Source organism: Thioclava sp. SK-1 (assembly GCF_001705665.1).
Classification (GTDB): domain Bacteria; phylum Pseudomonadota; class Alphaproteobacteria; order Rhodobacterales; family Rhodobacteraceae; genus Thioclava.
In genome coordinates this window covers 17434-43031 of sequence record NZ_MDHA01000101.1, presented here as the reverse complement: position 1 = coordinate 43031, position 25598 = coordinate 17434, and the positions used below count along the sequence as shown (strand labels likewise).

At 62.8% G+C, this 25598-nt stretch carries 25 protein-coding genes; 14 read left to right on the top strand and 11 right to left on the bottom strand.

What is annotated here, in order from left to right:
• Positions 1-123: 123 nt before the first annotated feature.
• Together BFP70_RS19995 and BFP70_RS19990 are read right to left on the bottom strand one after the other, a co-directional pair.
• Positions 124-1113, bottom strand: a complete 990-nt coding sequence (locus BFP70_RS19995) for an aldo/keto reductase (protein WP_066013886.1) — start codon at positions 1111-1113, stop codon at positions 124-126.
• A 26-nt stretch (positions 1114-1139) separates the two neighbouring features.
• Positions 1140-2522 (bottom strand): MFS transporter, encoded by a 1383-nt coding sequence (locus BFP70_RS19990; protein ID WP_066013884.1) that lies wholly within the window; start codon positions 2520-2522, stop codon positions 1140-1142.
• A 135-nt stretch (positions 2523-2657) separates the two neighbouring features.
• Here BFP70_RS19990 and BFP70_RS21530 point away from each other — a divergent pair, with 135 nt between their 5' ends.
• Positions 2658-2924 (top strand): LysR family transcriptional regulator, encoded by a 267-nt coding sequence (locus BFP70_RS21530; protein WP_066013882.1) that lies wholly within the window; start codon positions 2658-2660, stop codon positions 2922-2924.
• Between the two features lie 483 nt (positions 2925-3407).
• On the opposite strand, the gene BFP70_RS19980 is transcribed toward BFP70_RS21530, so the two are convergent.
• Complete coding sequence (locus tag BFP70_RS19980) at positions 3408-4841, bottom strand: alpha/beta hydrolase domain-containing protein (protein ID WP_066013880.1); 1434 nt, start codon at positions 4839-4841, stop codon at positions 3408-3410.
• A gap of 116 nt (positions 4842-4957) precedes the next feature.
• Here BFP70_RS19980 and BFP70_RS19975 point away from each other — a divergent pair, with 116 nt between their 5' ends.
• Positions 4958-5857: a LysR family transcriptional regulator gene (locus BFP70_RS19975; protein WP_066013879.1), complete on the top strand. Its 900-nt coding sequence runs from the start codon at positions 4958-4960 to the stop codon at positions 5855-5857.
• 306 nt (positions 5858-6163) lie between these two features.
• Here BFP70_RS19975 and BFP70_RS19970 read toward each other — a convergent pair whose 3' ends face one another.
• On the bottom strand, positions 6164-7054 hold the full coding sequence (locus BFP70_RS19970) for a LysR family transcriptional regulator (RefSeq protein WP_066013877.1): 891 nt from the start codon (positions 7052-7054) through the stop codon (positions 6164-6166).
• 308 nt (positions 7055-7362) lie between these two features.
• Here BFP70_RS19970 and paoA point away from each other — a divergent pair, with 308 nt between their 5' ends.
• Genes paoA through paoC form a run of 3 tightly spaced genes read left to right on the top strand, consistent with a single transcriptional unit; the run spans position 7363 to position 11156 of the window.
• The gene (gene paoA, locus BFP70_RS19965; protein WP_066013875.1) at positions 7363-8007 is read left to right on the top strand and encodes an aldehyde dehydrogenase iron-sulfur subunit PaoA; all 645 of its coding nucleotides are present in this window, start codon (positions 7363-7365) and stop codon (positions 8005-8007) included.
• Entirely contained in the window at positions 8004-8954 is a 951-nt protein-coding gene (locus BFP70_RS19960) for a xanthine dehydrogenase family protein subunit M (RefSeq protein WP_066013873.1), read from the top strand. Before paoA ends, BFP70_RS19960 begins: the two co-directional genes overlap by 4 nt.
• A 3-nt stretch (positions 8955-8957) precedes the next feature.
• Positions 8958-11156: an aldehyde oxidoreductase molybdenum-binding subunit PaoC gene (paoC, locus tag BFP70_RS19955; RefSeq protein WP_066013872.1), complete on the top strand. Its 2199-nt coding sequence runs from the start codon at positions 8958-8960 to the stop codon at positions 11154-11156.
• Positions 11157-11273: 117 nt separating this feature from the next.
• Here the strand turns inward: paoC and BFP70_RS19950 are convergent, their stop codons facing one another.
• From BFP70_RS19950 to BFP70_RS19940, 3 genes are all read right to left on the bottom strand, one after another.
• Positions 11274-12014 (bottom strand): SDR family oxidoreductase, encoded by a 741-nt coding sequence (locus BFP70_RS19950; protein ID WP_066013871.1) that lies wholly within the window; start codon positions 12012-12014, stop codon positions 11274-11276.
• Between the two features lie 131 nt (positions 12015-12145).
• Positions 12146-13210 (bottom strand): alpha/beta hydrolase, encoded by a 1065-nt coding sequence (locus tag BFP70_RS19945; protein ID WP_083217638.1) that lies wholly within the window; start codon positions 13208-13210, stop codon positions 12146-12148.
• A gap of 190 nt (positions 13211-13400) precedes the next feature.
• Entirely contained in the window at positions 13401-13931 is a 531-nt protein-coding gene (locus BFP70_RS19940) for an MFS transporter (protein WP_083217642.1), read from the bottom strand.
• A gap of 135 nt (positions 13932-14066) precedes the next feature.
• Between BFP70_RS19940 and BFP70_RS19935 the strand changes: the two genes are divergently transcribed.
• Complete coding sequence (locus BFP70_RS19935) at positions 14067-14957, top strand: LysR family transcriptional regulator (protein WP_066013868.1); 891 nt, start codon at positions 14067-14069, stop codon at positions 14955-14957.
• A gap of 21 nt (positions 14958-14978) precedes the next feature.
• Here BFP70_RS19935 and BFP70_RS19930 read toward each other — a convergent pair whose 3' ends face one another.
• Complete coding sequence (locus tag BFP70_RS19930; RefSeq protein WP_066013866.1) at positions 14979-16052, bottom strand: alpha/beta fold hydrolase; 1074 nt, start codon at positions 16050-16052, stop codon at positions 14979-14981.
• Between the two features lie 197 nt (positions 16053-16249).
• On the opposite strand from BFP70_RS19930, the gene BFP70_RS19925 reads away from it, so the two are divergent.
• The 3 genes from BFP70_RS19925 to BFP70_RS19915 all read left to right on the top strand — a co-directional run bounded on the left by BFP70_RS19925 (position 16250) and on the right by BFP70_RS19915 (position 18775).
• Complete coding sequence (locus BFP70_RS19925) at positions 16250-17344, top strand: alpha/beta hydrolase (protein WP_218059704.1); 1095 nt, start codon at positions 16250-16252, stop codon at positions 17342-17344.
• Between the two features lie 287 nt (positions 17345-17631).
• Entirely contained in the window at positions 17632-18339 is a 708-nt protein-coding gene (locus tag BFP70_RS19920) for a carboxymuconolactone decarboxylase family protein (protein WP_066013864.1), read from the top strand.
• Between the two features lie 46 nt (positions 18340-18385).
• Positions 18386-18775 (top strand): hypothetical protein, encoded by a 390-nt coding sequence (locus tag BFP70_RS19915; protein ID WP_141693298.1) that lies wholly within the window; start codon positions 18386-18388, stop codon positions 18773-18775.
• Here the strand turns inward: BFP70_RS19915 and BFP70_RS19910 are convergent.
• Positions 18744-19637 carry a LysR family transcriptional regulator gene (locus BFP70_RS19910; RefSeq protein WP_066013858.1) on the bottom strand — a complete coding sequence of 298 codons (894 nt, stop codon included), beginning with the start codon at positions 19635-19637 and terminating at the stop codon, positions 18744-18746. The genes BFP70_RS19915 and BFP70_RS19910 overlap by 32 nt on opposite strands.
• 143 nt (positions 19638-19780) lie before the next feature.
• On the opposite strand from BFP70_RS19910, the gene BFP70_RS19905 reads away from it, so the two are divergent.
• Positions 19781-20353: a flavodoxin gene (locus BFP70_RS19905; RefSeq protein ID WP_066013855.1), complete on the top strand. Its 573-nt coding sequence runs from the start codon at positions 19781-19783 to the stop codon at positions 20351-20353.
• A gap of 53 nt (positions 20354-20406) precedes the next feature.
• On the opposite strand, the gene BFP70_RS19900 is transcribed toward BFP70_RS19905, so the two are convergent.
• Both BFP70_RS19900 and BFP70_RS19895 read right to left on the bottom strand, forming a co-directional pair.
• The gene (locus tag BFP70_RS19900; protein WP_066013853.1) at positions 20407-21147 is read right to left on the bottom strand and encodes an SDR family oxidoreductase; all 741 of its coding nucleotides are present in this window, start codon (positions 21145-21147) and stop codon (positions 20407-20409) included.
• A gap of 36 nt (positions 21148-21183) precedes the next feature.
• Complete coding sequence (locus tag BFP70_RS19895; protein ID WP_369820228.1) at positions 21184-21672, bottom strand: cupin domain-containing protein; 489 nt, start codon at positions 21670-21672, stop codon at positions 21184-21186.
• A gap of 146 nt (positions 21673-21818) precedes the next feature.
• Here BFP70_RS19895 and BFP70_RS19890 point away from each other — a divergent pair, with 146 nt between their 5' ends.
• The 4 genes from BFP70_RS19890 to BFP70_RS19875 all read left to right on the top strand — a co-directional run bounded on the left by BFP70_RS19890 (position 21819) and on the right by BFP70_RS19875 (position 25275).
• Positions 21819-22274 carry a cytochrome P460 family protein gene (locus BFP70_RS19890; RefSeq protein ID WP_066013848.1) on the top strand — a complete coding sequence of 152 codons (456 nt, stop codon included), beginning with the start codon at positions 21819-21821 and terminating at the stop codon, positions 22272-22274.
• Positions 22271-22951, top strand: a complete 681-nt coding sequence (locus tag BFP70_RS19885; protein WP_141693297.1) for a DUF4405 domain-containing protein — start codon at positions 22271-22273, stop codon at positions 22949-22951. The genes BFP70_RS19890 and BFP70_RS19885 overlap by 4 nt, the downstream gene beginning before the upstream one ends.
• Positions 22952-23181: 230 nt before the next feature.
• The gene (locus BFP70_RS19880; RefSeq protein ID WP_066013844.1) at positions 23182-23835 is read left to right on the top strand and encodes an NADPH-dependent F420 reductase; all 654 of its coding nucleotides are present in this window, start codon (positions 23182-23184) and stop codon (positions 23833-23835) included.
• Positions 23836-23859: 24 nt separating this feature from the next.
• Positions 23860-25275: an MFS transporter gene (locus BFP70_RS19875; protein ID WP_066013839.1), complete on the top strand. Its 1416-nt coding sequence runs from the start codon at positions 23860-23862 to the stop codon at positions 25273-25275.
• Positions 25276-25598 lie beyond the last annotated feature (323 nt).

Here is a 25598-nt window from a genome sequence, read left to right as displayed (position 1 = left end):
GAGCGACGATTGTGCCGCTAGGTTTTGCGGAATCTCGCGCCGCGCTCCGGGACATTCAGTGGGGAATGTCAGGCAGGTCGCATCGCAACGAAAATGGCCCGACCACCGGCCGGGCCATCTTGATCAGTGTCCGGTCATTTCCATCGCAGCCGCAGGCAGGCGATCCCCTTCGACCGAAATCGCGTCGGCTGCGGTCTTGATGCGCGCGAGATCATCTGCCGTCAGGTCCAGAGAAGCCGCGCCAAGGTTTTCCTCAAGGCGATGTGCCTTGGTCGTGCCCGGGATCGGCACGATGGAGGGGCGCTGCGCCAGCAGCCAGGCCAGCGCGACCTGCGCGGGCGTTGCGCCCTTTTCCTCAGCCACGGTCCGGACCAGGTCGACCAGCGCCATGTTCGCGGCGCGTGCCTCGGGTGCGAAACGGGGCACGAAATTGCGGAAGTCGTCCTCGGCAAAGACGGTGTCCATGGTGATTTGCCCGGTCAGGAACCCGGCTCCGAGCGGGCTGAACGGGACAAAGCCGATGTTCAGCTCATCCAGCAGGTCCAGAAGCCCGGCCTCCGGTCCGCGCCAGAAGAGCGAGTATTCGCTTTGCACGGCGCTCAGCGGTTTCACTGCATGGGCGCGGCGGATGGTGTCGGTGCCCGCTTCCGACAGGCCCCAGTGCAGCACCTTGCCCTCGTCGATCAGCTCGGCAACGGCGCCCGCCACGTCTTCGATCGGCACATCGCGGTCGACGCGGTGCTGGTAGAGCAGGTCGATCCTGTCGGTGCCCAGTCGCTTCAGCATGGCATCGACGGCCTGCTTGATACGCGCAGGGCGGCTGTTGGTGCCCGCGCCGCGTTCCCCGGTTTCGGGATTGATGTCGAAGCCGAACTTGGTGGCGATCTTCACCTGATCCCGGACCGGCGCCAACGCCTCGCCCACGAGGACTTCATTGGCAAAGGGGCCATAGGCTTCGGCGGTGTCAAAGAGGGTCACGCCGTGATCGACGGCGCCGCGGATCAGGTCAATCATCTGGCCGTGATCGGCGGCGGGCCCGTAGACCGAGGTCATGGACATGCAGCCAAGACCGATGGCAGAGACGTCGAGCGTGCCAAGGTTGCGATGTTTCATGGAAGGGTTCCTTTCGGTTCAGGCGCTTAGTTGAGGCGCCGCAGGATGAAGAGTTTGGAGATGACCAGCGCCAGCAGGACAAGAACGGCCCCGCCCAGAAGCGCATGAGAGGTGCGCTCGGCCACGGCGGCAGCCGAGCTGCCGGAGGCCGAGGTCAACGTCGCCAAGGCGACCAGAAGCGCGAGGCCAAGCGACGATCCCATCTGGTGCGCGACGTTGATGGTGCCGGAGGCCGCCCCGATATCACGGGGCTCGACCTCTGCGATACCGGCGGAGGTCAGCGGGGCCATGGCAGCCCCCTGCCCGAAGCCCACGAAGATCATCGGCAGCATGATTTGCGTCCAGAGGTTGCTGTCCGTGCCCAGCAAGGAAAGCCATGCAAGGCCACCGCCGCATGTCACGAGGCTGAGTACCAGCACCGGCCCACGCCCGATCCGCGCGATCATCCGGGTCACGTTCATCGCGGCGAGGAAGTTCACAAAGGTGGCGGGCAGGAAGGCAAGACCGGTCATCGCGGCAGACAGGCCCAGCACCTCCTGCATGTATTGCGCGACGAAGAAATAGAAGGCGACGTTGGCACCCAAGAACAGCACGCGCGCGCCATAGGCTCCGCTGCGTTCGGCATGGGCCAGCAGGCGCAGCGGCAGCAGCGGCTCGCTCACCCGCGCCTCGACCAGCAGAAACGCCGCCAGCAGGACGGCCCCCGCCGCCAGAACCCCGATGGAGCCCCAGCTGCCCCAGCCGGTTTCCGCCGCGTGCACGGAGGCAAAGACCAGCCCGCCCAGACCCAGCGTCGACAGGACCGCGCCGCCGAAGTCGACCTTGCCCTTGAAGGTCTCCGTTTCCTGGACGAAGCGCAGCGCCACGATCATCAGGCCAAGGCTGACCGGAATGTTCAGGAAGAACCCGGCACGCCAGGACACCAGATCGGCCAGCAGCCCGCCCAGCACCATGCCGAAGCTGGCCGAAACACCCGCCGCGGCGGAATACCAGGCGACGGCCTTGTTGCGTTCTTCGCCCGCGCCAAAGGTGACCTGCAGCAGCGCCAGCGTGGAGGGCGCGAGAATGGCGGCACCAAGGCCCTGCACCGCCCGTGCGGCTACGATGAAGCCCGCACTTTGCGCCAGCCCGATGGCCAGCGAAGCCACGGCAAAGATGCCAAGGCCCGTCATGTACATGCGGCGGCGACCGAACAGATCGCCCAGCTTGCCGCCCAGCAGCAGGAAGCCTCCAAAGAACAACGTGTAGATGGAAGAGACCCAGGAAAGCCCTGCGTCGGTAAAGCCGAGATCCGCCTGAAGGCGCGGCAGGGCCGTCAGCACGATGGAAATGTCGAGCACGATCATGGCGTAGCTCAGCACGATCAGTGCGAGCACAGCCTTTCTGTGCGTGGAAGATGTCTGTGTCATGGGGGTCCGGAAATGGGATCTGCGTGTGATTTGATCGCCGGCCAAGCGCCGGGGTTGCGCTTTATCTAGACCCGCACCATTTGATCGATTAGGTCGATAAAGGCGAATGTCGACATAAGCAAAAAGGCATAATCAATGCGCCGAACCTTCAATGAGCTCTATGCCTTCACCGTGGTGGCCCGGCACCGCAGCTTCACGAGTGCGGCGGCGCATCTGGGCATGTCGCAATCGGCGCTGTCGCAGACCGTCAAGAACCTTGAGGAAAATCTCGGCGTGCGGCTTCTGACGCGCTCGACCCGCAGCGTCTCTCCGACCGAGGCCGGCGAACGGCTGCTGTCCCGTCTGGGTCCGCAGTTCGACGAGATGGAGGATGCGCTGGAGGCGCTGAATTCAGATCGCTAGACCCCGCGCGGGACGATCCGTATCAGCGCGGGCGAACACGCAGTCCTTGCGATCCTTCAGCCCCGGCTTGCGGATTTCCTGGAGGACTAACCTGAAATCGCAGTGGAAATCGGGGCGACGGTGGGATGATCGACATCGTCGCCGAAGGCACTTCCACTCCCATTCCCCGTCCCAAGGGGCTGCGATTTTTCGAGGATGCCCGCCAGCTACCGCGGCAGTTTCGCTTAGATCATCCAGCCTGGTCGAACAGGGGATCGTAACCGTGGTTGAATTGGTCACGAATAACTTGCTCAGCGCATTCGGGGGCTTGGGCGGGCAGATCCAAGCCTAACCGCCACAGGAGCCTGGACCTAGCCCGTTTACCGAACCGCAGCGCGCGAGCGTGATTCCTGGGTCAGCGAGTGCGCGGTGCCTGAACAAGGAACCCTAAAAAAGGCGGAGTTCCGTGTCGCTCGCTGACCCGATTTTCGAATGTCCCGAGCTTCACTGGAAGAATTCGACCGCTTTGGCCCGCTCTAGGCTGGCAGCGGCGTCGAAGGGAAGCAAATATCCGGCCTCCACCAGCGCCTGTGCCGCAGTGTCGACGGCTTCGGCATAGGCCTGCGACGTGCCATAGCGCGCGGTCATCTCCTCGGGCGTCAAGTCGAGCGAATATCCGGACAGCATACAGAAGACTGACGGGCCGTTGATTGCGTAAGTGGTCGACGGCACGCTATACTCTGGCAACAGAAGTCCGCCGATCGGCAGGCCTTGCGCGTCCCGTTGTACGTCTCCTGCCGCGTCCCGCGCAAAGAGTTGCGAAGCGGGAGCAGGGGTGCCGTTTTCGGCCCAGGCTTCCAGCGCCACCAGCGCCGCCGCCAGCGCCGCGCCGTTGTCGACCTTCGAATAGCTCGGCGGCAGGTCACAGTTCTGTGACGCAAGCGTATCGGTAAAGCTCAGTGGCCCGGTCTCGCTTGGGTACGAGGCATCGCGCAGCACCATCCTGTTCACATACTCAGCCCCATAGACCGAACTATGGGCCGATCCGGCCAACTCCCAGATGCGCACGTACTCGCTGGGTTGGGCGGGGGAGAACATGTCCGCCAAGACCTCGGAGTTCACGGTGATCGCGGGGATGGGCAGATCATCGCGCAGCTGCCCCGCCAGATCGTCGAAGAGGAAGGCGTCGAAGGTGCCCGTCAGCGGCTGGATCGTGTTGTAGTAGGACGTCAGGCGGCGCGCGGATTGCGACTGCCCCAGAGCGACAACCGTTTCGATTTCGTAGCCCTGAAGCGGCGCATTTGCCGCCTCGGTGTCTGTCAAGGCCGCGACGGTCTGCGAATAGACGTCCCATGACAGCGGATCCGCCCAATTGCCGGGAACGCCGACATTGATGTCGATCTCTCCGCCGGTCTGCGGGTCGGTATTCTCGGCATCCACGCTCAGACCCGCATAGCGCTCTGGGCTCCAGGTTTTCAGACGCTCGACCCCCATGCGCTGTGCCGAGACCACGGCGACGGCATAACCCTGAGTCAGCAGGTGCTCGTGCATCTCGGCAAATGCGAAATCGATGTCTTGCCCGGCGGTCACGTTCGTCCATTCGACCACAAGCGTTCCGTTGAAGGCTTCTGGTGTGGGGCGACGCAGGAGAACCCGGCTGCGGTAGGGATGTCCACCGTCGATGACCTCGGCGGTTTCGAATTCGTTGTCCATGGCTCCACGGTAGCGCTGCGCGGTACCCTCTGTGTAGAACTCCAATTCGGAATAGCCCATTGCTGCCAGATCGACCGCAGCCGCTGACATAGGCGTGGTGCCCGACACGTTCACCGCCGTCAGTTGGGACGGCGGCACCGTGTCGCCGAAGGCCGCCGTTCCGACCACGGATAGCGCCGCCATCAGGGCAAGATGAGAAGTTGCAAGGTGGCGGGTCAAACGCATTTTATGTCCTTTCGATTGTCTGGGCGCGGTGATCGCGCTCTGGACACGAACTATCAAATGAAGTCACCTGTTATAATCTTCTCTAATCTATAAGACCTGTGAAGTAGGAGTTCACAATGGCCGGACAATATGATGACCTTGAGAGCTTTCAAGTTGTGGCAGAGGAACTGAGTTTTACCCGAGCCGCGGCGCGTCTCAACATCAGCACCTCGGCGCTCAGCCAGACGGTCCGCCGCTTGGAGGCGCGGTTGGGGTTCCGTTTGTTGGTACGATCCACGCGATCTGTTGCCTTGACCCCGGCAGGTGAGCGCATGTTCACCGCCGTATGCGACGGTCTAGGAACTATCCGGCATGAAATCGACGCGCTCAGCTCGCAAAGTGACACAGCATCGGGTGCCCTCCGGATCACCGCATCGGACTATGATGCCCTGCAAATTCTAGAGCCAGCGCTGCGTGATTTCCTGCCAACCTATCCCGGAATTTCGATCGAGGTCGTGATCGACAATGGATTTACCGACATCGTCGCAGAAAAATTCGATGCCGGGATCCGGGTTGGCAAGAAATTGGACAAGGACATGATCTCCTTTCCGCTCCGAGGACCGATCCCGAAAAGGATCGTCGGCTCACCGCAGTATTTTGCGCGTCGCAGCCGACCCAAGCAGCCAAGTGATCTGTCGCACCATAGCTGCATCAACATGCGGTTTTCCCGTAGTGGCGAGCTTTTCGCATGGGAGTTTGAAGAGGATGGCCGCAATTTCCGGGTGCGTGTTCCGTCACAGCTGATCGTATCCGATCCCCAGGTCGCCCTGAACGCGACCCTTGCCGGAACCGGTTTGAGCTATATGCCGCAGGATCTGGTGGAAGCGCATCTTGCGTCGGGAACGCTGGAGTCGGTGCTGGACGCCTGGACACCCTCAATTCCGGAAATCCACCTGTACTACCCGAATAGAACGCACCAGACCCGTGCATTCACGCTGTTCACCCAGCACATGCGACAGTGGGCGCGATCGGCGTAACCCGTCTATTACCAAGACCTGCCCCACCCGGTGCAATGACAACAACTTGTTTCACAGCCATTCCCAAACAGGAAAGAACGGGCAGTTGTCCCCCAACTCGACTGCTCATTCAGCTGCGTCGAAACTTGCCTTCCAGTGATCGGGACCTGCAAGCTGCGAACCATGAGGTCGGGAAACTAGAAGCTCATCGCCTTTCATGTCGTACCTTGGCCAGTTCGGCAGCCCAGGACCGTTCGGAGTCGGCTACTGTGGCCCCCGCGACTGGACACTTTTAGCCATCCTCGGTTGCATAGAGCCTATGCCATCTCAGCGATGCCGTATTGCATTAAGGAACAGGCGAAACGCGGGAGTGGATTGTCGGCGGTTCGGATAGTAGAGGTGATATCCCTCCCAGACCGGCCACCAATCCTGAAGAACCGGCTGCAGACGTCCGCTAGCAATATGTTCCTCTACGAGGTCGAGCGGAACATATCCGATACCGATGCCGTCCAGAACGGATGCGACGCGAAGAAAGAGGTTGTTGTATATGGCAGGCCCATCGACGCGCACCCGGATTTCCTCGCCGTCTTTGACGAACTCCCATGCAAAGATCTGTCCATGCGTCGGCAGTCGCATAGCAATACACCGGTGCTCGGTAAGATCAGTGGGGTGATCAGGCATTGAGTGCGCGACAATATAAGACGGCGCAGCCACGCAGGCGATCGGCACGTCGGGGCTAATACGAGCCGCAATCATGTCCTTGGCCACTTCGCTGCCGAGCCGCACACCAGCATCGTAGCCTTGTGCGATAACGTCGACCATCGAGCCCTCGACTGTGATCTCGATCTGAATATCAGGGTACGCTTGGAGAAATTTCCCAACCTTCGGGCGAAGCACGGAAATGGCTGCATGCTCGGTCGCATTGATCCGAAGGATCCCACTCGGCGTCTCGCGAACTGCGTCCAGGTGACGGAGAGCTGCCAGAACCTCGTCGAATTGGGGCCCGATGCGCTCCATCAGCTCGGCTCCGGCATCGGTAGTCGACACGCTGCGCGTTGAGCGGTTGAACAGACGCACGCCAAGGTCCTTTTCCAGATTACGAATGATCTGGCTCAAAGTGGATTGGGAGAGGCCTAACTGTGCGGCGGCCCGGGTGAAGCTGAGGTGCTCCGCAACGACCGTGAAGACATAAAGATCGTTGAAAGCGCGGCGGCTCATCGTGCGGTTCACCTGATTCTAGAAAAATTGACCTCCGTCATGCCAATGAAGCTGCCCCGTGTCCATCATCCGTGCGATCTCCAAGTCCGCCCGAAGGCACCCTACACAGATGCTCACAGATGTTCGGCACTTTCTGGAATGGGATTTTTCGAAGTCAACCGCCAAGAATGATTGCCCATACCGATCCGTCCTATCGAAAATCCAGCATAGTCTGCGCCAGCCACTGCCCCCACCTTGAGGTGCATAGTTCCATCCCCCTCCCAGCATTCGTGCCACCTCGGTGCGTTTTCGAAACAGCAAGGAAGCCTATGTCCCCACCGATCGACTTTCAGATACGCCGCCGCACCTTTCTGACCTCGAGCGCAGCAGTCGCGATAACTGCCGGAACGCTTTCGAAAACAACGCCGGCGCACGCCCAGACGCGCCTTCCGATCGGAGCCACGAGCCAGAGTGTTTCGCTGATGATCAACGGAGAGGAGCGCAACCTGACCGTCGATAACCGCACCACTCTGCTTGACGCCCTCCGCGAGTCGGTAGAACTGACCGGCACAAAGAAGGGCTGCGATCACGGACAGTGCGGCGCCTGCACAGTCACGGTGAACGGCACACGGATCAACTCCTGCCTGTCGCTTGCAGTGATGCACGAGGGCGATGAGATTGAGACGATCGAGGGGATCGGCGCACCCGATAGCCTTGACCCGATGCAGGCCGCTTTTGTTAAGCATGACGGTTATCAGTGCGGCTATTGCACGCCGGGCCAGATCCAATCTGCACGCTCTGTGCTGAACGAAATCCGCGACGGCATTCCCAGCCATGTCACCCGTGACCTGACGGCCACGATTGAAATCACCGATGCCGAGATCCGCGAACGGATGTCGGGCAACATCTGCCGCTGCGGGGCCTATGCCAACATCCTGGCCGCCATCACCGAAGTCGCGGAGCAAGAGGCATGAGAGAATTTTCATACGAACGGATCGCCGATCCCGCTGCTGCTGCAGCCCGTGCCGCAGAGGTCGAGGGCGCGAAATTCATTGCAGGTGGCACCAATCTGCTGGATCTGATGAAACTTGAGATCGAAACGCCGGTGCACCTGATTGATGTCAACGGCAGCGGGCTCGACAAGATCACCGAAACGCCGGAAGGCGGGTTGCGGATTGGCGCGCTGGTACGCAACACAACGCTGTCGGCACACGCTCGTGTGCGCCGTGATTATCCCGTGCTCACACGCGCATTGGTCGCAGGCGCATCTGGTCAGCTGCGCAACAAGGCAACCACGGCAGGCAATTTGCTTCAACGCACCCGCTGCCCCTATTTCTATGACACCGCTCAGGCCTGTAACAAGCGTGTGCCCGGATCGGGCTGCTCGGCCCTGACCGAAGGCGCCTTCTCGCGCCAGCTCGGAATCATAGGCACTTCGGATGCCTGCATCGCCACGCATCCATCTGACATGGCGGTCGGGCTGCGTACCCTTGATGCGGTCGTCGAGACGATCACGCCCACGGGCATGACCCGCACCATCCATCTTGAGGAGTTTCACCACCTGCCTGGCGACACGCCAGATCAGGAGAACGCTCTGATGCCAGGCGAGATGATCACGGCAGTGACGCTTCCCGCTCCGATCGGCGGCCAGCAGGTCTACCACAAGGTCCGGGACCGTGCGTCCTATGCTTTTGCCCTGGTGTCGGTCGCGTTGATCCGACAGCCTGACGGGTCCGGTCGCGTCGCACTTGGTGGCGTCGCGCCCAAGCCTTGGCGCTCTGCCGCTGCAGATGCCGAGTTGCCGAATGGCGCGGCCGCCGTCGTGGCCCAACTTCTCGATGGCGCGCGGCCGACCGAGGAGAACACATTCAAGATCGCTCTTGCTGAGCGCACGCTCGCAGCTTTGCTGGCGGAGGACTAAGCCATGGAATTCAATCAACCTGCTGGACAGAACCTTTTTGACCAGTCCCGCATTGTCGGCAAACCGATGCCCCGGGTTGAAGGCCCACTCAAGGTTTCCGGACATGCCAAATATGCCTTCGAGCGGCATGATGTGGTCGCCGGGCAGCTGCATGGCTATCCTGTCGTCTCGACCATCGCACAAGGACGCATCACTGAAATCGATACCAGCGCGGCAGAGTCGGCTCCCGGCTTCCGCGGGGTGGTGACGGCCCTCGAGATCGGCGAGATGCCCTCGCCTTTCGCTTGGAACTTCGCACCGCTCTTCGGTGGAGACCGCGTTTCGCATTATCATCAAGCCATCGCGGTTGTCGTGGCCGAGACCTTTGAACAAGCCCGTGCGGCAGCGGCACTGGTGCGCGTCGACTATGAGGTCGAGGAAGGTAACTACGATCTCGAAGCAGCTTGGGAACGCGCACGAGAAGACCGGTCAGAGCCAGTCTCGCGCATCGGCGACTTCGAAGGTGCCTTCGCGGCAGCCGAGGTGACGCTGGATGGGGAATACCGCACGCCGGGGCATAGCCACGCGATGATGGAGCCGCACGCCACGATCGCCAACTGGCAGGACGGCAAGCTGACCATCTGGACCGCGACACAGATGGTGGACTGGATCCGTCAATCCCTCGCCAGAACGCTTGAGATGGACCCAGAGAACGTTCGTGTCGACAGCCCCTACATTGGCGGGGGCTTTGGGGCCAAACTGTATCTCCGGGCCGACGCCGTTCTCGCAGCACTGGCCGCCCGTAAACTCGCGGAGCCAGTGAAGGTTGCGCTGCCACGCCCCATGATCATGAACAACACAACTCACCGGGCGGCCACAATCCAGCGTATTCGCATAGGCGCGGATCGCGAAGGCAGGATCACCGCCATCGCGCATGAAGCGATTTCGAATACGTTACCGTCGGGCCGAGGCGAAACCGCGACAGCACAGACTCGTGCCTTTTATGCAGGTGCCAACCGGCTGATCGTGCACCATACGGCCGTGATGCACCTGCCCGAAGCCAATGCGATGCGAGCGCCGGGTGAGGCCTCTGGCCTCATGGCGTTGGAGATCGCGATGGATGAAATGGCGGAGAAGCTGGAGATGGACCCCGTCCAGTTCCGCATCATCAACGACACGCAGGTTGACCCGGAATCACCAGACCGGCCCTTTTCAAACCGCAATTTCGTTCAATGCCTGGAACACGGAGCAGAGGTCTTCGGCTGGGCCGAACGAAATATGACACCCGGGGGGCGGCGCGAGGGCATGTGGCTGATTGGCCATGGCGCCGCAGGCGCCTATCGCGGCTCTCCCGCGATGGCCTCCGGCGCGAGGATCCGTCTGCAGCCCTCGGGCCGGCTGATCGTAGAGACAGACATGACCGACATCGGCACCGGCAGCTATACGGTAATTGCCCAGACCGCCGCCGAAGTGATGGGGCTTCCGGTCGAAGCTGTAGATGTTGTCTTGGGCGACAGCGCATTCCCGGTATCGGCCGGGTCTGGCGGCCAGTGGGGCGGACCAAGTGCGACGGCAGGCGTCTATGCGGCCTGCGTTGCCTTGCGTGCCGAGATCGCGACCCGGCTTGGTGTCGAGAATGCGGATAGCCTCGAGTTTGTCGATGGCCATGTCCGCGGCAATGATCTGGATCGCTTGCTTTCCGAAATGGCCGCCGAAGGCGAAATCATATCGGAAGACACGATCACGTTCGGCGACTTTCGCCGCGATCATATCGTCTCGACCTTCGGGGCACACTTCGTCGAGGTCGCCGTGCATGCGTTGACAGGCGAGATGCGGGTGCGCCGGATGCTTGCCGTATGCGACTCTGGCCGGATCCTGAACCCGGTCACTGCCCGTAGCCAGGTGATTGGCGGCATGGTTATGGGCGTCGGCGCGGCCTTGATGGAAGAAATCGCCGTGGACACACATCGTGGATATTTCCCTGCACACGATCTAGCTGGATATGAAGTCCCCGTCCATGCAGACATTCCGGCGCAGGAGGTGATCTTCCTCGATACGCTTGATCCGGTCTCGACACCGATGAAAGCGAAGGGCGTCGGCGAGCTTGGACTGTGCGGGGTCGCGGCGGCGGTGGCGAATGCTGCCTATAACGCCACCGGTGTGCGCGTTCGGAACTATCCGATGACCCTCGAGAAGTTCATCCCTGGTCTTCCGACCGCATGAATCGATAAGTGGCCTCCCAACAGGGAGGCCACAGCACCGCCAAGATATGTAGTGGGAAACGCCCCGACGCAGAGCCTGCCCGGCCAGGGATCATCATTATGGAGAGGGGTAAGCAGTTCAGGCCTCTTTTGTCGGACGGAACAGGATCTCGTTGATATCCACCTCCTCCGGCTGGCTGAGGGCAAAGATCACCGCCTGCGCGAAGCTGGACGGCGGGATGGCGATGCTCTGATAGATGCCGCTCACTGCCTCATGCACACCCTCGGCCTTGACCGAGGCAGGAAGTTCAGTATCCACAGCGCCCGGTGACAAAATGGTCGTACGCAGGGGACCGTAGCCCTTGACCTCTTGGCGCAGGGACTCGGCGATGGCGCGCACCCCGAATTTCGTCGCACAATAGACAGCACCGATAGGGTTTACCACGTGGCCTGCGACAGAAGAGACGAAGAGATTTTGCCCGAAGCCTTGCTCTTGCATGATCGGCAGTACGGCCCCGATGCCGTAAAGGACACCCTTCAGGTTCACATCGATGCACAGGTCCCATTCGTCGGTGCGCTTCATAGCAAGCGGGGAAAGTGGCATCACACCAGCATTATGCAGCATAGCATCAACCTTGCCCCATTTGGCCCGAGCATCGGCGACAAAGTCTTCGACCCCCGCCCGATCGGTGACGTCGACCTGAAAGGCCGAGGCATTTTCGGGGCCGAGTTCGGCGACTAGCATGTCAAGCCGGTCCTTCCGGCGGGCACCCAAGGCGACCTTGGCCCCGGATTTGACCAACTGCCGGGCTGTTTCCTCGCCAAGACCGGAACTGGCTCCGGTTATGATGACAACCTTGTCGACAACAGGCTCGTTCATTTTCAAAAATCCTTTTGATTGATGGGTGTTTCCAGACGGACCCGCGGCAGCTGACGTGCCATTGGAATGTCACTGCCGCGACTGACCGCCCGGCGTGATGGCATCATGAGGCGGCACCTGCCCGCCGAGGCTTACTGGAGCCCCTCGATCGGGTGCATCACATCTGCCGGCAGGTGGCGCTGCCAGAACATGGCGGCTTCAGTAACCCAGTCTTCGGCAGCACTTCCCAGACCATTGCCAAACCCGTGGCCAATGTCGGGAACGACGCGGTAGGTCACGTCCACCTGCTGCGCGCGAAGGTCACTTACCCGCGGCACCATGCTGGATGGCGGCGCGATGGAATCATGCTCGCCAACAATGGCATAGGTCGGCGGTTCATCGGGTCCGATATCCGTGTGCCCGGTATAGGCCATGATCACCGCGTCCGGGCGCTGCGTGGTTGTCGCCCCGAAGGCATCCGGCCCGTGGCTGCCGATATAGGCCGCCATGCGCGCGCCCGCTGAACTGCCCCAGGTCGAATATCCGTCGCGCTCCACCCCAAGCGCATCGGCATTGTCCAAGATGTAATCGACAGCGCGGGCCATGTCCGCTGTCGAGACCTCGCGACCCTGACCTGTACGATAGGTCACGACGAAGGCATTGAAGCCAAGGTCGGACAGTTCCATGGCATAAGGGAAGCCTTCATGCACCGATCCGACATAGGAGAACCCGCCCCCAGGGGCGATCAAGGCAAAGGGCGCGCCGGGCTCTCCGGGAAAGAAGAAAAGGCCAGCTTCCGCCAGCGACGGTACCTCTTGGCGTTCGGCCTCGGTGTAAATTTCGTGAAACACGGGAACGCCGGATTGCTTCAAGAGAAGGACTTCATTCAGGCCTGCCACAACCACATCCGGGCGTACTGCACTGTGATACGGCAGTAACTGGGCCATGCGGCTCATTGGCATGGACTGATCGTAGTTTCGGCCCGCCCAAGGGAGGAGACGCGGCCCAAACCCTTGGAACTCCTCACGGTTGAGCAGGTCAGAAATTGTGCTGTCCGGAGTAAGTGGTTCTGTCACAACGTGGCGCGTCACGAGAGAGGCGGAAGGCGAGTTAGTGCCTTTACTGTCTTGCGCGCCGGCTTCCCCAAAGCCCGCAGAGAGGCAGATCGCCGTTAACGCGATCTGTCGCAATGCGGAAAATAATTCGGTCTGTAACATCTCGGGCTCCAGTCTGTGATTGGTAATGTACTGGATGAGGTGGGTGCGAGGGGTTGGACGAATTAGTGGCCAAAGATCGATAGGTCTCATTGAGTTAGCAAATGAGTGGAGACCTTCTGCTCCCTGCCAACTATTCCGGCTCCACGGTCCCGTTCGAAGGGCAGGAAGGACCATGCGCCACCGGCGAGCTCTAGACCGGTTGACCGGGGGACCAGTTGGCTGGGCCAGCGGCCTCTCCCGCGGCATTCCTCGTTCGAGGGTTGCGCCAGAAAGGTTGGCGTAGAGCCTCAAGTATGGGGGAGAGAGCATGTTTGTTCACACGTTCTTCGCCCGCGTCAAAAGTGACCTGCAGCAGCGCCAGCGTGGAGGGTGCGAGGATGGCCGCGCCGAGGCCCTGCACCGCCCGCGCGGCGACGATGAAGCCCGCACTTTGCGCCAGCCCGATGGCCAGCGAGGCCACGGCAAAGATGCCAAGGCCGGTCATATACATGCGGCGGCGACCGAACAGATCGCCCAGCTTGCCGCCCAGCAGCAGGAAGCCTCCAAAGAACAACGTGTAGATGGAAGAGACCCAGGAAAGCCCTGCGTCGGTAAAGCCGAGATCCGCCTGAAGGCGCGGCAGGGCCGTCAGCACGATGGAAATGTCGAGCACGATCATGGCGTAGCTCAGCACGATCAGTGCGAGCACAGCCTTTCTGTGCGTGGAAGATGTCTGTGTCATGGGGGTCCGGAAATGGGATCTGCGTGTGATTTGATCGCCGGCCATGCGCCGGGGTTGCGCTTTATCTAGACCCGCACCATTTCATCGATTAGGTCGATAAAGGCGAATGCCGACATAAGCAGAAAGGCATAATCAATGCGCCGAACCTTCAATGAGCTCTATGCCTTCACGGTGGTGGCCCGGCACCGCAGCTTCACGCGCGCGGCGGTGCATCTGGGCATGTCGCAATCGGCGCTGTCGCAGACCGTCAAGAACCTTGAGGAAAATCTGGGCGTGCGGCTGTTGACGCGCTCGACCCGCAGCGTCTCTCCGACCGAGGCCGGCGAACGGCTGCTGTCCCGTCTGGGGCCGCAGTTCGACGAGATGGAGGACGCGCTGGAGGCCCTGAATTCAGATCGCCAGACCCCGCGCGGCACGATCAGGATCAGCGCGGGAGAACACCCGGCCATCGCGGTGCTGCAACCGAAACTGGCGGATTTTCTCGAAACATACCCCGATATCACCGTGGAAATCGGCGTCGATGGCGGGATGATCGACATCGTGGCCGAAAGCTTTGATGCGGGCGTGCGGCTGGGTCAGCAGGTCGCCAAGGACATGATCGCGGTGCGCATCAGTGCCGATATCCGCATGTGCATGATCGCAACGCCCGGCTACCTTGAAAAGCACGGCACACCGAAAGCGCCGGAAGATCTGACCGATCATCGCTGCATCAACACGCGCCTGCCCACTCATAACGGGGTGTTTGCATGGGAGTTGGAGAAGGATGGCGAGGAAACGCGTGTGCGTGTCGAAGGCCCCGCGACCTTCAACAATCTGCCGCTGCGGCTTGCCTCTGCGCTCGATGGGATCGGCATCGGCTATCTGCCATTTGATCGTGCCGAGCCCTATCTGAAATCCGGGCGACTTGTCCCGGTTCTGGAAGACTGGTGGCCCATTTGGGAAGGTTATCACCTGTATTACCCCAACAGGCGCCAGATGAGCCCGGCCTTCCGGCTGCTGATCGACCACCTGCGCCACAGGATTTGATCTGCGGCGCAGGCCGCGGGTTTAGTCCGCCAGATCTCCCAGCCCCTTTTCCTCGATCCACTCCGCCGCCAGATCAGCAATCTGCGCATTGTTGGTATCCGAGAAAATGAAGTGGGTGTTGCCGGTGATGCCGATCTCGGGTAGGTGCACCAGCGTCACGTCGCCGCCGTGGTCATTGATGGCATCCACCCACAGACGCGCCATCGCCAGACGGGTGCGCCAGTTGTCGAGACCGAAATCCTCCGTCGGCTCTTCGGGGATGTTGTCGCCGTAATAGACCACGATCGGGATCTGCGTCAGCTTCGCAAAATCCTCGTCCGAGATCGCGACAGGCTCCAGAGTGCCTGCGGATCCGGTCATCGGTTCGGGCATCTCACCCTCGGGGAAGACATATCCACTGCCCGGCTCATAGGAGATCACGGCTTTCACATTCGGGTTCTTGATCGCAGTCAGCCAACCGGGGCCACCGGCCTGCGAATGGGTCACGAGGATTGACGGCCCGATCTCCTCCACCAGCGCGGAGACACCATCGCTGACCACATCCACGTCGAACGCCCCGGTGTTCGGCGTCACCGAGCGCAGGAACTCGTTGAGCGTGGCCTCGCTTTCGTTGAACTGAACGCCGTCGAAGTAGTCCGGCCACTGGCCGATGCGGAACATGTCGAAATAGAGCTGGTCGAAATTCGTGGGCGTCACCTCGGCCGGGGCGGTGCTGTTGCCCGCACGGCCACGGCGCGGCTGGTCAATGGTGTAGACCGGGAAATGGCGACGCAGCATGAGGGTCTGGAACCCTTCGCGACCATCGGCGGTGGTTTCCCAGCTTTTTCCCGACTGGAAGGCCCCGTGCCACAGCACCAGCGGCAGGGCGCGCGGCGCTTCGGGCACCTGATAGAACGCATAGGCATGATCGCCGTGGAAAGTCTGACCGGCGGTCGACATCGGGTTCTTGGTGTCGAAACTGCCCGGTTCGCTCAGAACCGTGCCGCCGGCGGTGAAACTGCCCTGATCGTTGATCGTCAGCGGCTCGAAGGCCAGCGCTTGCGCGGCCAGCCCGAGGCTTGCCGTGGCGGTCAGGAGGAGGGTGTGGAGGGTCATGCGTCTTCCCTTGTTGCGATATGTGCAACGAAGGTGGCCGTTTACGGCCCGACTCATTAGGTGGCTCGCCTCGATTGGCTTTATCACCTGCATCGATCAGTGGGGCCGCGCGCCGGGTGCATTATTCGGCCAGACTTATCGCGCCTAGCGGGACGCGCGCGCTAATCACGTGGCCTGTCTTCCCCTATTTTCCTGCCATGACACCTGATCATCTGACAGCGGAGGCCGATATGGCACGGACCCGCCCTCGTCCCGCGTGGCGCAATCTGACGGCGTTGGCCTTCTGCCCTTCGGCCGGTGCAGCCGAGGCTCAGTCGCAGGCTGCGCCGGCTTTGGCCGAACGCGCCCCCGAGGCGCGGAGCGTGCAGGCAACCACACCGTTCACATCCGGCGATACTGTTGGCGATATCCTGACACGGCCCGAATTCGCAGGCTATGCGCGCCGCCTGTTGCCCTGGGCAGACCGGGCCTATGATGCGGATATGCCGATAAGCAGGATGGCGCAGCGCCTGCCCTATCACAGCGAAGTGCGCAGCGATGTCGTGCTGGAGGGGCTCAATCGCATCCTGGCGGCGCAACAGGCAGGTGTGCCGGTTTTCCATGAAATCTACACCGAAGCAGAGCGGACCGAGGCACCAACGCTGAACGAGGCCGGGCTGTTCTTCTTTCCCGGGCAACCCGGCGCGCCCTTCGCGCTGATCGCGCCGGGTGGCGGCTTTTCCTATGTCGGCTCGGTTCACGAAGGCTTCCCCTATGCGATGGCGCTTGCCGATCAGGGCTTCAATGCCTTCGTCCTGACCTATCGTACAGGGCAAGGTGGCCGAATTGCCACAACGGACATGGCGCGGGCGATCGACGTGATCATGGACGCCGCCGATGAGTTTCAGGTCGCGCGCGAAGGTTATTCGGTCTGGGGCAGCTCCGCCGGGGCCCGCATGGCCGCCTTCATCGGCTCTCACGGGCCGGATGGGTTCGGCGCCCGGACCACGCAGCGCCCGGCAGCGGTTGTCATGGCATACACCTCGCACAGCGACCGCAGCGACCATGAGCCGCCGACCTATGCCATCGTCGGCGCGCGTGACTGGATCGCTCCGCCAGGCAACATGCGACCGAGGGTCGAGACTCTCCGTGCATTGGGTACGGATGTAGAATTTCGCATTGTGCCGGATGTGGCGCACGGCTTCGGTGCGGGCCAGGGAACCGGCGCCGATGGATGGATCACCGAAGCCGCAGCCTTCTGGCAGCGCCATCTGCCCGAGAGAGAGTCGCGACCGATGGAGGACGAGAAGTGACATCCTTCCATGATCTCAACAGACGAGAGACGCTCATGGGATCGTTCCGATCCCCGGCACCACCAAGCTGTCCCGTGTAAAAGAAAACAACGGCGCGGCCGACCTGGTTCTGAGCACGGACGAACTCGGCTCGATCAACGCTGCGGCCGCCAAGGTAGAAGGCACCCGCTATACGGAGGCGCTGGAAGCCACCACCGGTCTCTGAGCCCCTGCCCTTCCGATGCGCCCCGGCCCTGCTCCGGGGCGCGTCCCCGACCCCAGAAATAGACAGAAGTTAAGGAAACCGCATGCCCGAAGAATTTCCGCGCGTCGCCCCGGCAATGATCTACGACACAACGCCCGGCCTCGGGGCCTTCACGGACTGTGTGCTGTTCGGGCGCGTCTGGCCATCGGACGCCCTGCCGCAGCGCGACCGGTCGCTGCTGACCATCTCGGCGCTGATCGCGGGCGGCAAGTTCCCGCAGCTGGGCAGCCACTCGGCGCGCGGCTTGGACAATGGTCTGCTGCCCCAGGAGCTGGCGGAGATTACCCTGCAACTGGCGATCTACACCGGCTGGCCGAATGCCATGTCCGCCGCCGCGGAACTGCGCAAGGTCTTCGACGAGAAGGGCGTGGCGCAGGTGACGCAGAGCCCGGCACCCAAGCTGGATCTGCCCGCCGAGGCCGAAGCCGCCCGCGCCGCCATCGTGGACAAGAACGTCCGCCCGACCGCGGCGTTGCTGGCCGACCTGACCGACGAGGTCCTGTTCGGTGACCTCTGGCGCCGCCCGGACCTGAGCCCGCGTGACCGCTCGCTGGCCACGGTTGCTGCGCTGGTCATGATCGGCCAGCCCGAACAGCTGCCCTTCCACATGAACCGCGCGCTCGACAACGGCCTGACGGAAGAGCAGGCAGGTGCCGCCCTGGCCCACCTTGCCTTCTACGCCGGTTGGCCGCGAGCAATGTCTGCAGTGCCGGTCCTGAAACAGATCCTGGAGCAGAGAAATGGCCACTGACACCGGTTCTGGACCCCTGAATGCGAGGCCCCGCGTCATCTGTCACATGGATACCGGACTGGACGCCCGGGTCGACGTATCCAGCTGGTGCGCCACGGCAGGCGTCGAGCGGAGCGACCAGACGGACCTCTACTACGAGCTGATGCGGGGGGTCGGCGCCCGTGGCTACATCGTGGGGCGGGTTACGATGGATCCCTATGCGAAGGGCATGGCGGAGGATCCCGGCGGCGCGGCCCCTGCCCGCCGCCTGCACCTCGGCGTCAACCGCGACCTGCCGCTGGCGGTTGTGCTCGACCCCTCGGGCAAGCCGCACTGGGAAAGCGGTGTCCTGGACGGAGAGCATCTTGTCATGGTGCTGGGCCCGGAGGTGCCGGAGCATCAGGCGGTGCACCTGCGCTACGAGGTCAGTCGCGATACCTCAGTGCGCGAAGGATGAGCTGGAAGGCGGGCGAGGCCTGCCGCCGCGACGGGTAGTACATGTGGTAGCCTGGGAAAGGCGGCGAGAAATCCTTGAGAACGGCTTCCAGCCGTCCGTCCTGCAAGTAGCCGTTCAAATGGTAATCTGGCAGGCAGCACAGCCCCCGCCCGTCGAGGCAGGCCTGCACGATCACATCCACGTCATTGCTGGTCAGCTGGCCCTCGACCCGTACGTTCAGGGGTTTGCCATCCCTCTCGTATTCCCACGCGTAGAGCCCGCCGAGCGTGGGCAGGCGCAGGTTGATACAATTGTGCTCGGTCAGGTCGTGGGGCGTCTCGGGGCGGCCATGAGCGGCGAAGTACTCCGGCGCACCCACTGTCAGCATCCGCAGGTCGGGGCCGATCCGCACCGCGATCATGTCCTTCTCGACGCTCTCGCCCAGCCGGACACCTGCGTCAAAGCGTTCCTCGACGATATCCACCATGCGCTGTTCGACGTTGATCTCCAGCTCTACGTCCGGATGTTCGGCCAGCACCGGGTTCAGCCGGGGCCACAAGATCTCGGTCGCGGCATGGCGCGAGGTGGTGAGCCGGACGAGGCCTGCGGGCTTGGCACGCATCTCGTTCAGGCTGGAGAGCCGCGCCTCAATATCGTCGAAGGCCGGGCGCAGGGTCGCGGCCAACTGCTCCCCTGCCAGTGTGGGCGAGACATTGCGCGTGGTCCGCGTCAGCAGGCGCAGGTCGAGCCGCTCCTCCAGCCGCTTCACCGTGTGGCTGAGCGAGCTCTGAGACGTGCCCAGCCGGGCCGCGGCGCGGGTAAAGCTCCGCTCTTCGCAGACCGCCAGAAAGGCCATGAGGTCACCCAGTTCGTCCCGCTTCAATGATGAATGTCCTTCATAAAGGTATCCAGTCTGATCTTTCTTTTCTGAATAAATCGTTCGCTTACATGATGGTCAAGATGGAGGCTGCCTGATCACCCAGTGCTGATCGCCATGGACGCGCTACCGACCGAAAGGAGACCACCATGCCTTCCTTACCCTTCTCGCGCCGCCTCATGCTTGCGGCGCTCACGCTGCTACCGCTGGCGAGCCGCACCAAGGCGCAAGACAGCACTGCCGCGCCGGACCTTTCTGGCCGAGTGCTGGTCGTACTCTATACCCGCAGCCACAACAGCCGCATTCCGGCGGAATTGGTGCGCCGCCGGACCGGCGGCGACCTCTTCGAGATCCGCACCCGGGACCCCTACCCGATCGACTATTTCGAAACGGTCGAGCAAGTGACGCGCGAACGTGAGGTCGGCTATCGCCCGCCACTCGACGGAGAAGTGGCGGATATCGCAGGATATGACACGATTGTCCTCGCCTTTCCGATCTGGGGTGGCAGCCTGCCGCCGCCGGTTCGCAGCTTCCTCGACGCCCATGACCTTGGCGGCAAGCGGTTGGTGCCCATGATCTGCCACGGCGGCTATGGCCCGGGCGAGGCGATGGCGCTGCTGCGCGCTGCTGCTCCAGAGGTGGAGGTTACCGCTCCCTTTGTCATGGAAGGCGAACAGGAGCGCCGGGTGGTGAACCGCGTGGATGATTGGTTGGGCGGCTGACGGCAGAACGGAGAAAGGGGCGCCCCGAGGACGCCCCCTTCTGAACTGTTATCTTACATGTCCTGCTTTGTCGGGCGGAACAGGATCTCGTTGATGTCCACGTCAGCAGGCTGGCTCAGCGCAAAGAGCACAGCGCGGCCAAAGCTGGAGGCTGGGATCGCCTGATCTTCGTAGAACCCCGCGATGGCTTCATGCACGCCCTCGGCCTTGACCGAACCGGGCAGTTCCGTGTCCACGGCACCTGGCGACAGGATCGTGGTGCGCAGGGGGCCGTATTGCTTGACCTCCTGCCGCAGGGCCTCGGCAATAGCGCGCACGCCGAACTTGGTCGCGCAATAGACGGCACCGGCCGGATTGATCACATGGCCCGCAACCGAAGAGACGAAGAGGTTCTGGCCAAAGCCCTGCTCCTGCATGATCGGCAGCACCGCCCCGATCCCGTAGAGCACCCCCTTCAGGTTCACGTCGATGCACTGGTCCCACTCGTCAACGCGCTTCATCGCCAGCGGAGCCAGCGGCATGACACCCGCGTTGTGCAGCATGGCATCAATCTTGCCCCACTTGGTCTTGGCGTCGGCGACAAAGGCCTCGACTTCGCCCTGCTTGGTCACGTCGACCGCAAAGGCGGAAGCGTTGTCCGGGCCCAGTTCGGTCACCAGTTCCTTCAACCGGTCCATCCGCCGCGCGCCGAGCGCGACTTTGGCACCCTGAGCGACCAGTTGGCGCGCGGTTTCCGCGCCGAGGCCCGAGCTCGCGCCGGTGATGACGACGACTTTGTTGTTCAGATCTTCCATTGTCTTGTCCTTGTTCATTCCATGTCGGTCCGACTGTCAGCCGAGGTAGTCCTCGTCCGAGACATGCTCGGCCCAGTCCGTCGAGCGTCCGTCGAGGCTCTCTGCAATCGCGACGTGGCTCATCGCCTTGGTGTCGCTGGCGCCGTGCCAGTGCCGTTCATTCGGGCCGAACCAGACGGTGTCCCCAGCCAGCACTTCCTGCTTGGGTTCGCCTGCCTTCTGCACCCAACCGCGGCCGCTGAGGATATAGAGCAGCTGCCCCGCCGGATGGCTGTGCCAAGCGGTCCGCGCCCTTGCAGAGAAGGTCACGATGGCCGAGCCGGTGCGACCGGGGGCCTCTGCCTCGAAGTACTGGTCGACGCGCACATCGCCGGTGAAGGTCTTGGCCGGGCCGACACCCGAGGGCTGTTCTGCATTTCTAAGGATCTTCATGACCGTCTCCTTGGTTGCGTTGATGCTGATATACGCCGCCTCGGTGATATGATTAGTCGCTGGATCGGTATTGCTTTGATGCTGAGGATTCATGGATAATCAGATGGGCACCGCTCAGTGGTCATGAACCAAGTGCCGATTATGCCCCGTCGCCGATAATCTCTATCGGTCCCAGCAATCTTATCGATGGCAGTGGAGCGCTTAGCTTCAGCAGAACCGTAGCCAATTAGGGATACTCCATGACGCTCTCTCGGGCCCTGCTGCCGACCACCTTCGCCGCCGCCACCGCCGTTCTGGCCGAACCGAACCGCGTCCGCTTTCCGACCGACGAGATGATCGCGGAATTGGAACACTACACGACCGTGACCCGCGGCAATGTCACCGAGTACATGTACACCTCGCCAGAGGCACTCTCTGCCATCCGCGAGGGCGCCGAGGTGCCCGACGGCACCCAGGTGATCCTGCAGGACTGGCGCGAGGGCGAGGTCTATCGCCTTTTCGTCATGGAAAAGGGCGAAAACTGGGGCGCCGACTACGACGAGTCCAGCCGCGCCGATGACTGGCAATTCCAGTGGTACTGGCCCGATGGCACGGTCAACATGGACGAGAACACCGGCCGGTGCCGCTCCTGCCACATGTCGCGCGAGGATCGGAACTTCATGTTCACCTACAACGACGCGCGCCGCTTCGAATGAGCCGCTGGATGCGACCCGGCGCGCGGCTGGGGCTGGCCCTGCTGACCCTGGCGCTACTGATCTTCTGCTTTGCCTACTGGTGGCTGAGCAACCTTGCCCATGAGATCGCGGACAGCGTGATGCTGCTGGCGCTGTCGCGACATGTGATTAACAACCGCTTTTGGTGGCGTCAGCTGCGTGCCGGCCGCTGGACGGCCGAGCGGGCGGTGACCACGGCCCTGACCCTCCTCGTTGCGCTCGACGTGCTGGTCCTTCTGGGGACAAGTCTTGCCATCTCGCAATCCCTTCTGGCCGCCCTGCCCCGCCCTGCCCTCTTCACCCTGCGCGAGGTGCATTGGTTCGCGGCCTACTGGCTTATCCCGCTGGCCGCGCTGCACCTCGGGCTGAACGCCGGGCGGATTGGGCGATTGCTGCGACAGGTCGGCATGCCCGCAACACCGTGGGCGCTGCGGCTGGGGCTCTGCGTGCTGCTTGCCCTTGTCGCGTTGCAGGGGCTGGCCAGTGGCGGGCTTTTGGGGCTCTGGCCCCGGCTCGGCTTTCGCTACAGCCTTGCCATGTGGGACTTCAACGCAGCGGCCTGGCCCTTCTTCCTGCATTGGGGCGCTGTGATCGGCCTCTTCTCGGGCATCGGGCTGGCGCTTGCAAGCGCCATCAGGCGACAGGCCCGGTCCACGTAAGACAGGGGCAATCCCGTCTCCAGAACTCTCGGGCAGGTCGGCGACTGTGTTTGGGCTGATGTAGATTGGTACCGCTGACGGCGTGCCCTTGCGGGCACCGCGCCATACATGCCGCATTCGCATAAACCCATGCGGCATTCAGCGTCTAATCATATTTCTGAAACCTGCCATCTTAGCTGTCAGACAGCGCCCCCACGAAGGAGAGGCGCCTCATCACAGGACATTCCAAGATGACTGACGGACAACGGACAGAGCCCCGTCCGTCCATCGGCGTAATCGGCGCCGGTTGGCTGGGCGGTACGGTTGGGCGGGCACTTGCCCGGGCCGGATACGAGGTCGTGCTGTCGACCCGCCACCCCGAGAGGTTGAAGCGCGACGTGGCAGGGCTGGCAACCGCCCGGGCGGGCTCGGTAGACGAAGCCGCCGCCTGCGAGGTGATCGTGATGGCAACGCCCTATGACGCGATGCCGGACTATGGTGCGCGGTTTGCCGGGCACTTCGCGGGCAAGGTCGTGATCGACGCCACCAACCCCTCGGGCAGCTCCAGGCTTGGCATTGAGGGGGCGCGCATCGGCGTCGGCGCGCTCAGCCAGGGCTACTTCCCGGCGGCGCGGCTGGTGCGCTGCTTCTGCGCGGTGGATGCGACCTGCATTGAAGACACCCATGGCTATGGCGAAAGCGCCACCCTTGGCGTGCCACTGGCAGGCGACGACGCCGAGGCGGTGGCCCTCGCCGCCCGCCTGGTGCGTGACACGGGGTGCGACCCGGTTGTGACCGGCGGGCTCGAGACCGCGTGCCTCTTCCAGCGCGGCGCCCCCGGTTTTCGCGCCAATACCGATGCAGACAGGCTCCGCTCCCTCATGGGCCTGACCCAGACGGCCTGACACCCTTTTTCAAGGACCCTCCCCATGACACTTCACGAACCGGGCGAGACCGCCGCGCGCCACCCCGGCGCGATCCTCGCCATCATCCTCATTAGCTATCTGATGATTATCCTCGACGTCTCCATCGTCATCACCGGCCTGCCGAAGATCCGCGAGGAGCTCTCCTTCACCACGGCCGAGCTGAGCTGGGTGCAATCCATCTACACGCTGACCTTCGGCGGCTTCCTCCTTCTAGGGGCGCGGGCTGGCGACATCCTCGGGCGACGAAAGACCTTTCAGGCCGGGCTGGTGATCTTCACCCTGGCCTCCCTCGCCATCGGCGTGGCGCAGAGCGCCGAGATACTGATCATCGCCCGTGGCATCCAGGGCTTCGGCGCCGCGATCCTCGCACCTTCGACGCTGGCGCTGCTCTCCTTCTCCTTCGCGGAGGGGCGCGAGCGAACCCGCGCAACCGCCTGGTACGGCTCCACCGCCGGGATCGGCGCGGCCTTCGGCCTCGTCCTCGGCGGCGTGCTGGCCGATACGCTCAGCTGGCGCGTGGGCTTCTTCATCAACCTGCCCATCGGGCTGGCGATGATCTTCCTCGGCGCACGTTTCGTAGAGGAGACGGTGCCGACACCGGGCAAGTTCGACCTTGCCGGTGCCATCGGCTCGACCCTCGGCTTCGGGGCGCTGATCTGGGGCGTCGTCTCGACCGCTGAGCGCGGCTGGAGCGACACCGCCGCGCTCTCGGCGATCGGTGCGGGCGCGCTGATCATCGTGGCCTTCGTCTTGCACGAAGCCCGCGCCGCCCAGCCGATCATGCCACTGCGTCTCTTCGCCAGCCGAGAGCGGGTCGGCGCCTACGGGGCACGGTTCCTCTATCTTGCCGCCATGGTCGGGTTCTTCTTCTTCACGACACAGTTCCTTCAAGGCGTTGACGGCTTCAGCCCGTTGCAGGCAGGCCTCGGCTTTCTCCCGATGACGTTGGTCAACTTCGCCGTCGCCATGACGGTGCCGCGCCTGACCGAGACACTGGGCAACCGGACGCTGATGCTCGCGGGCCTCGCGGTCACCGCGGTGGGGATGATCTGGCTGGCGCAGGCTGATGCGGGGGCGGGTTATGTCACCTCCATCGCGCTGCCCATGGCGCTGATCGGCGCCGGTCAGGGCTTCTGCTTCGGGCCGCTCACGGCCTCGGGCATCGCGGGCACCCGCAAGGAAGACGCAGGCGCGGCCTCGGGGCTTGTGAACGTGGCGCACCAGATGGGCATGTCCTTTGGCCTCGCCTTCCTTGTCGCCATGGCCGCGCTCTTCGGCGGACCTGCGGATTTTGCCGCCAGCTACCACGCCGCGATGACCACCGGAGCGATCCTGCTGCTGCTGTCTCTGGTGATCGCTCGGGCCCTGATCCCTCGCCCGGCGCGCGCCCAGGCCCGGTTCAATACCGCGGGTTCATAAGGCCTTGCATACGGGCGACGTATTCATAGTTGCCCGTATGCTTTGCTCAGGCCTGCCTGATCAGCCATCCCACGCGCCCCTGCCCGCGCGCTACCAGGCCGCGAAGGAAGAGAGCCATGTCCTTTGCCATTGGCTTTGTTTGAGTTTCGCCAACCTTGCCATGAGCCCCGGGCACTGGCCAGCGCTCCTTGGCACAGACGCCTCTGCCGGTAGCGACCGCACTTGTGCCGGATGACGCTGAATACGTGCATTTACAACCAGTCGGAGGACTGATTGTCCGCCCCACACACGGAAACCATGGAAGGGCGCGGCCTCCGGGTCGC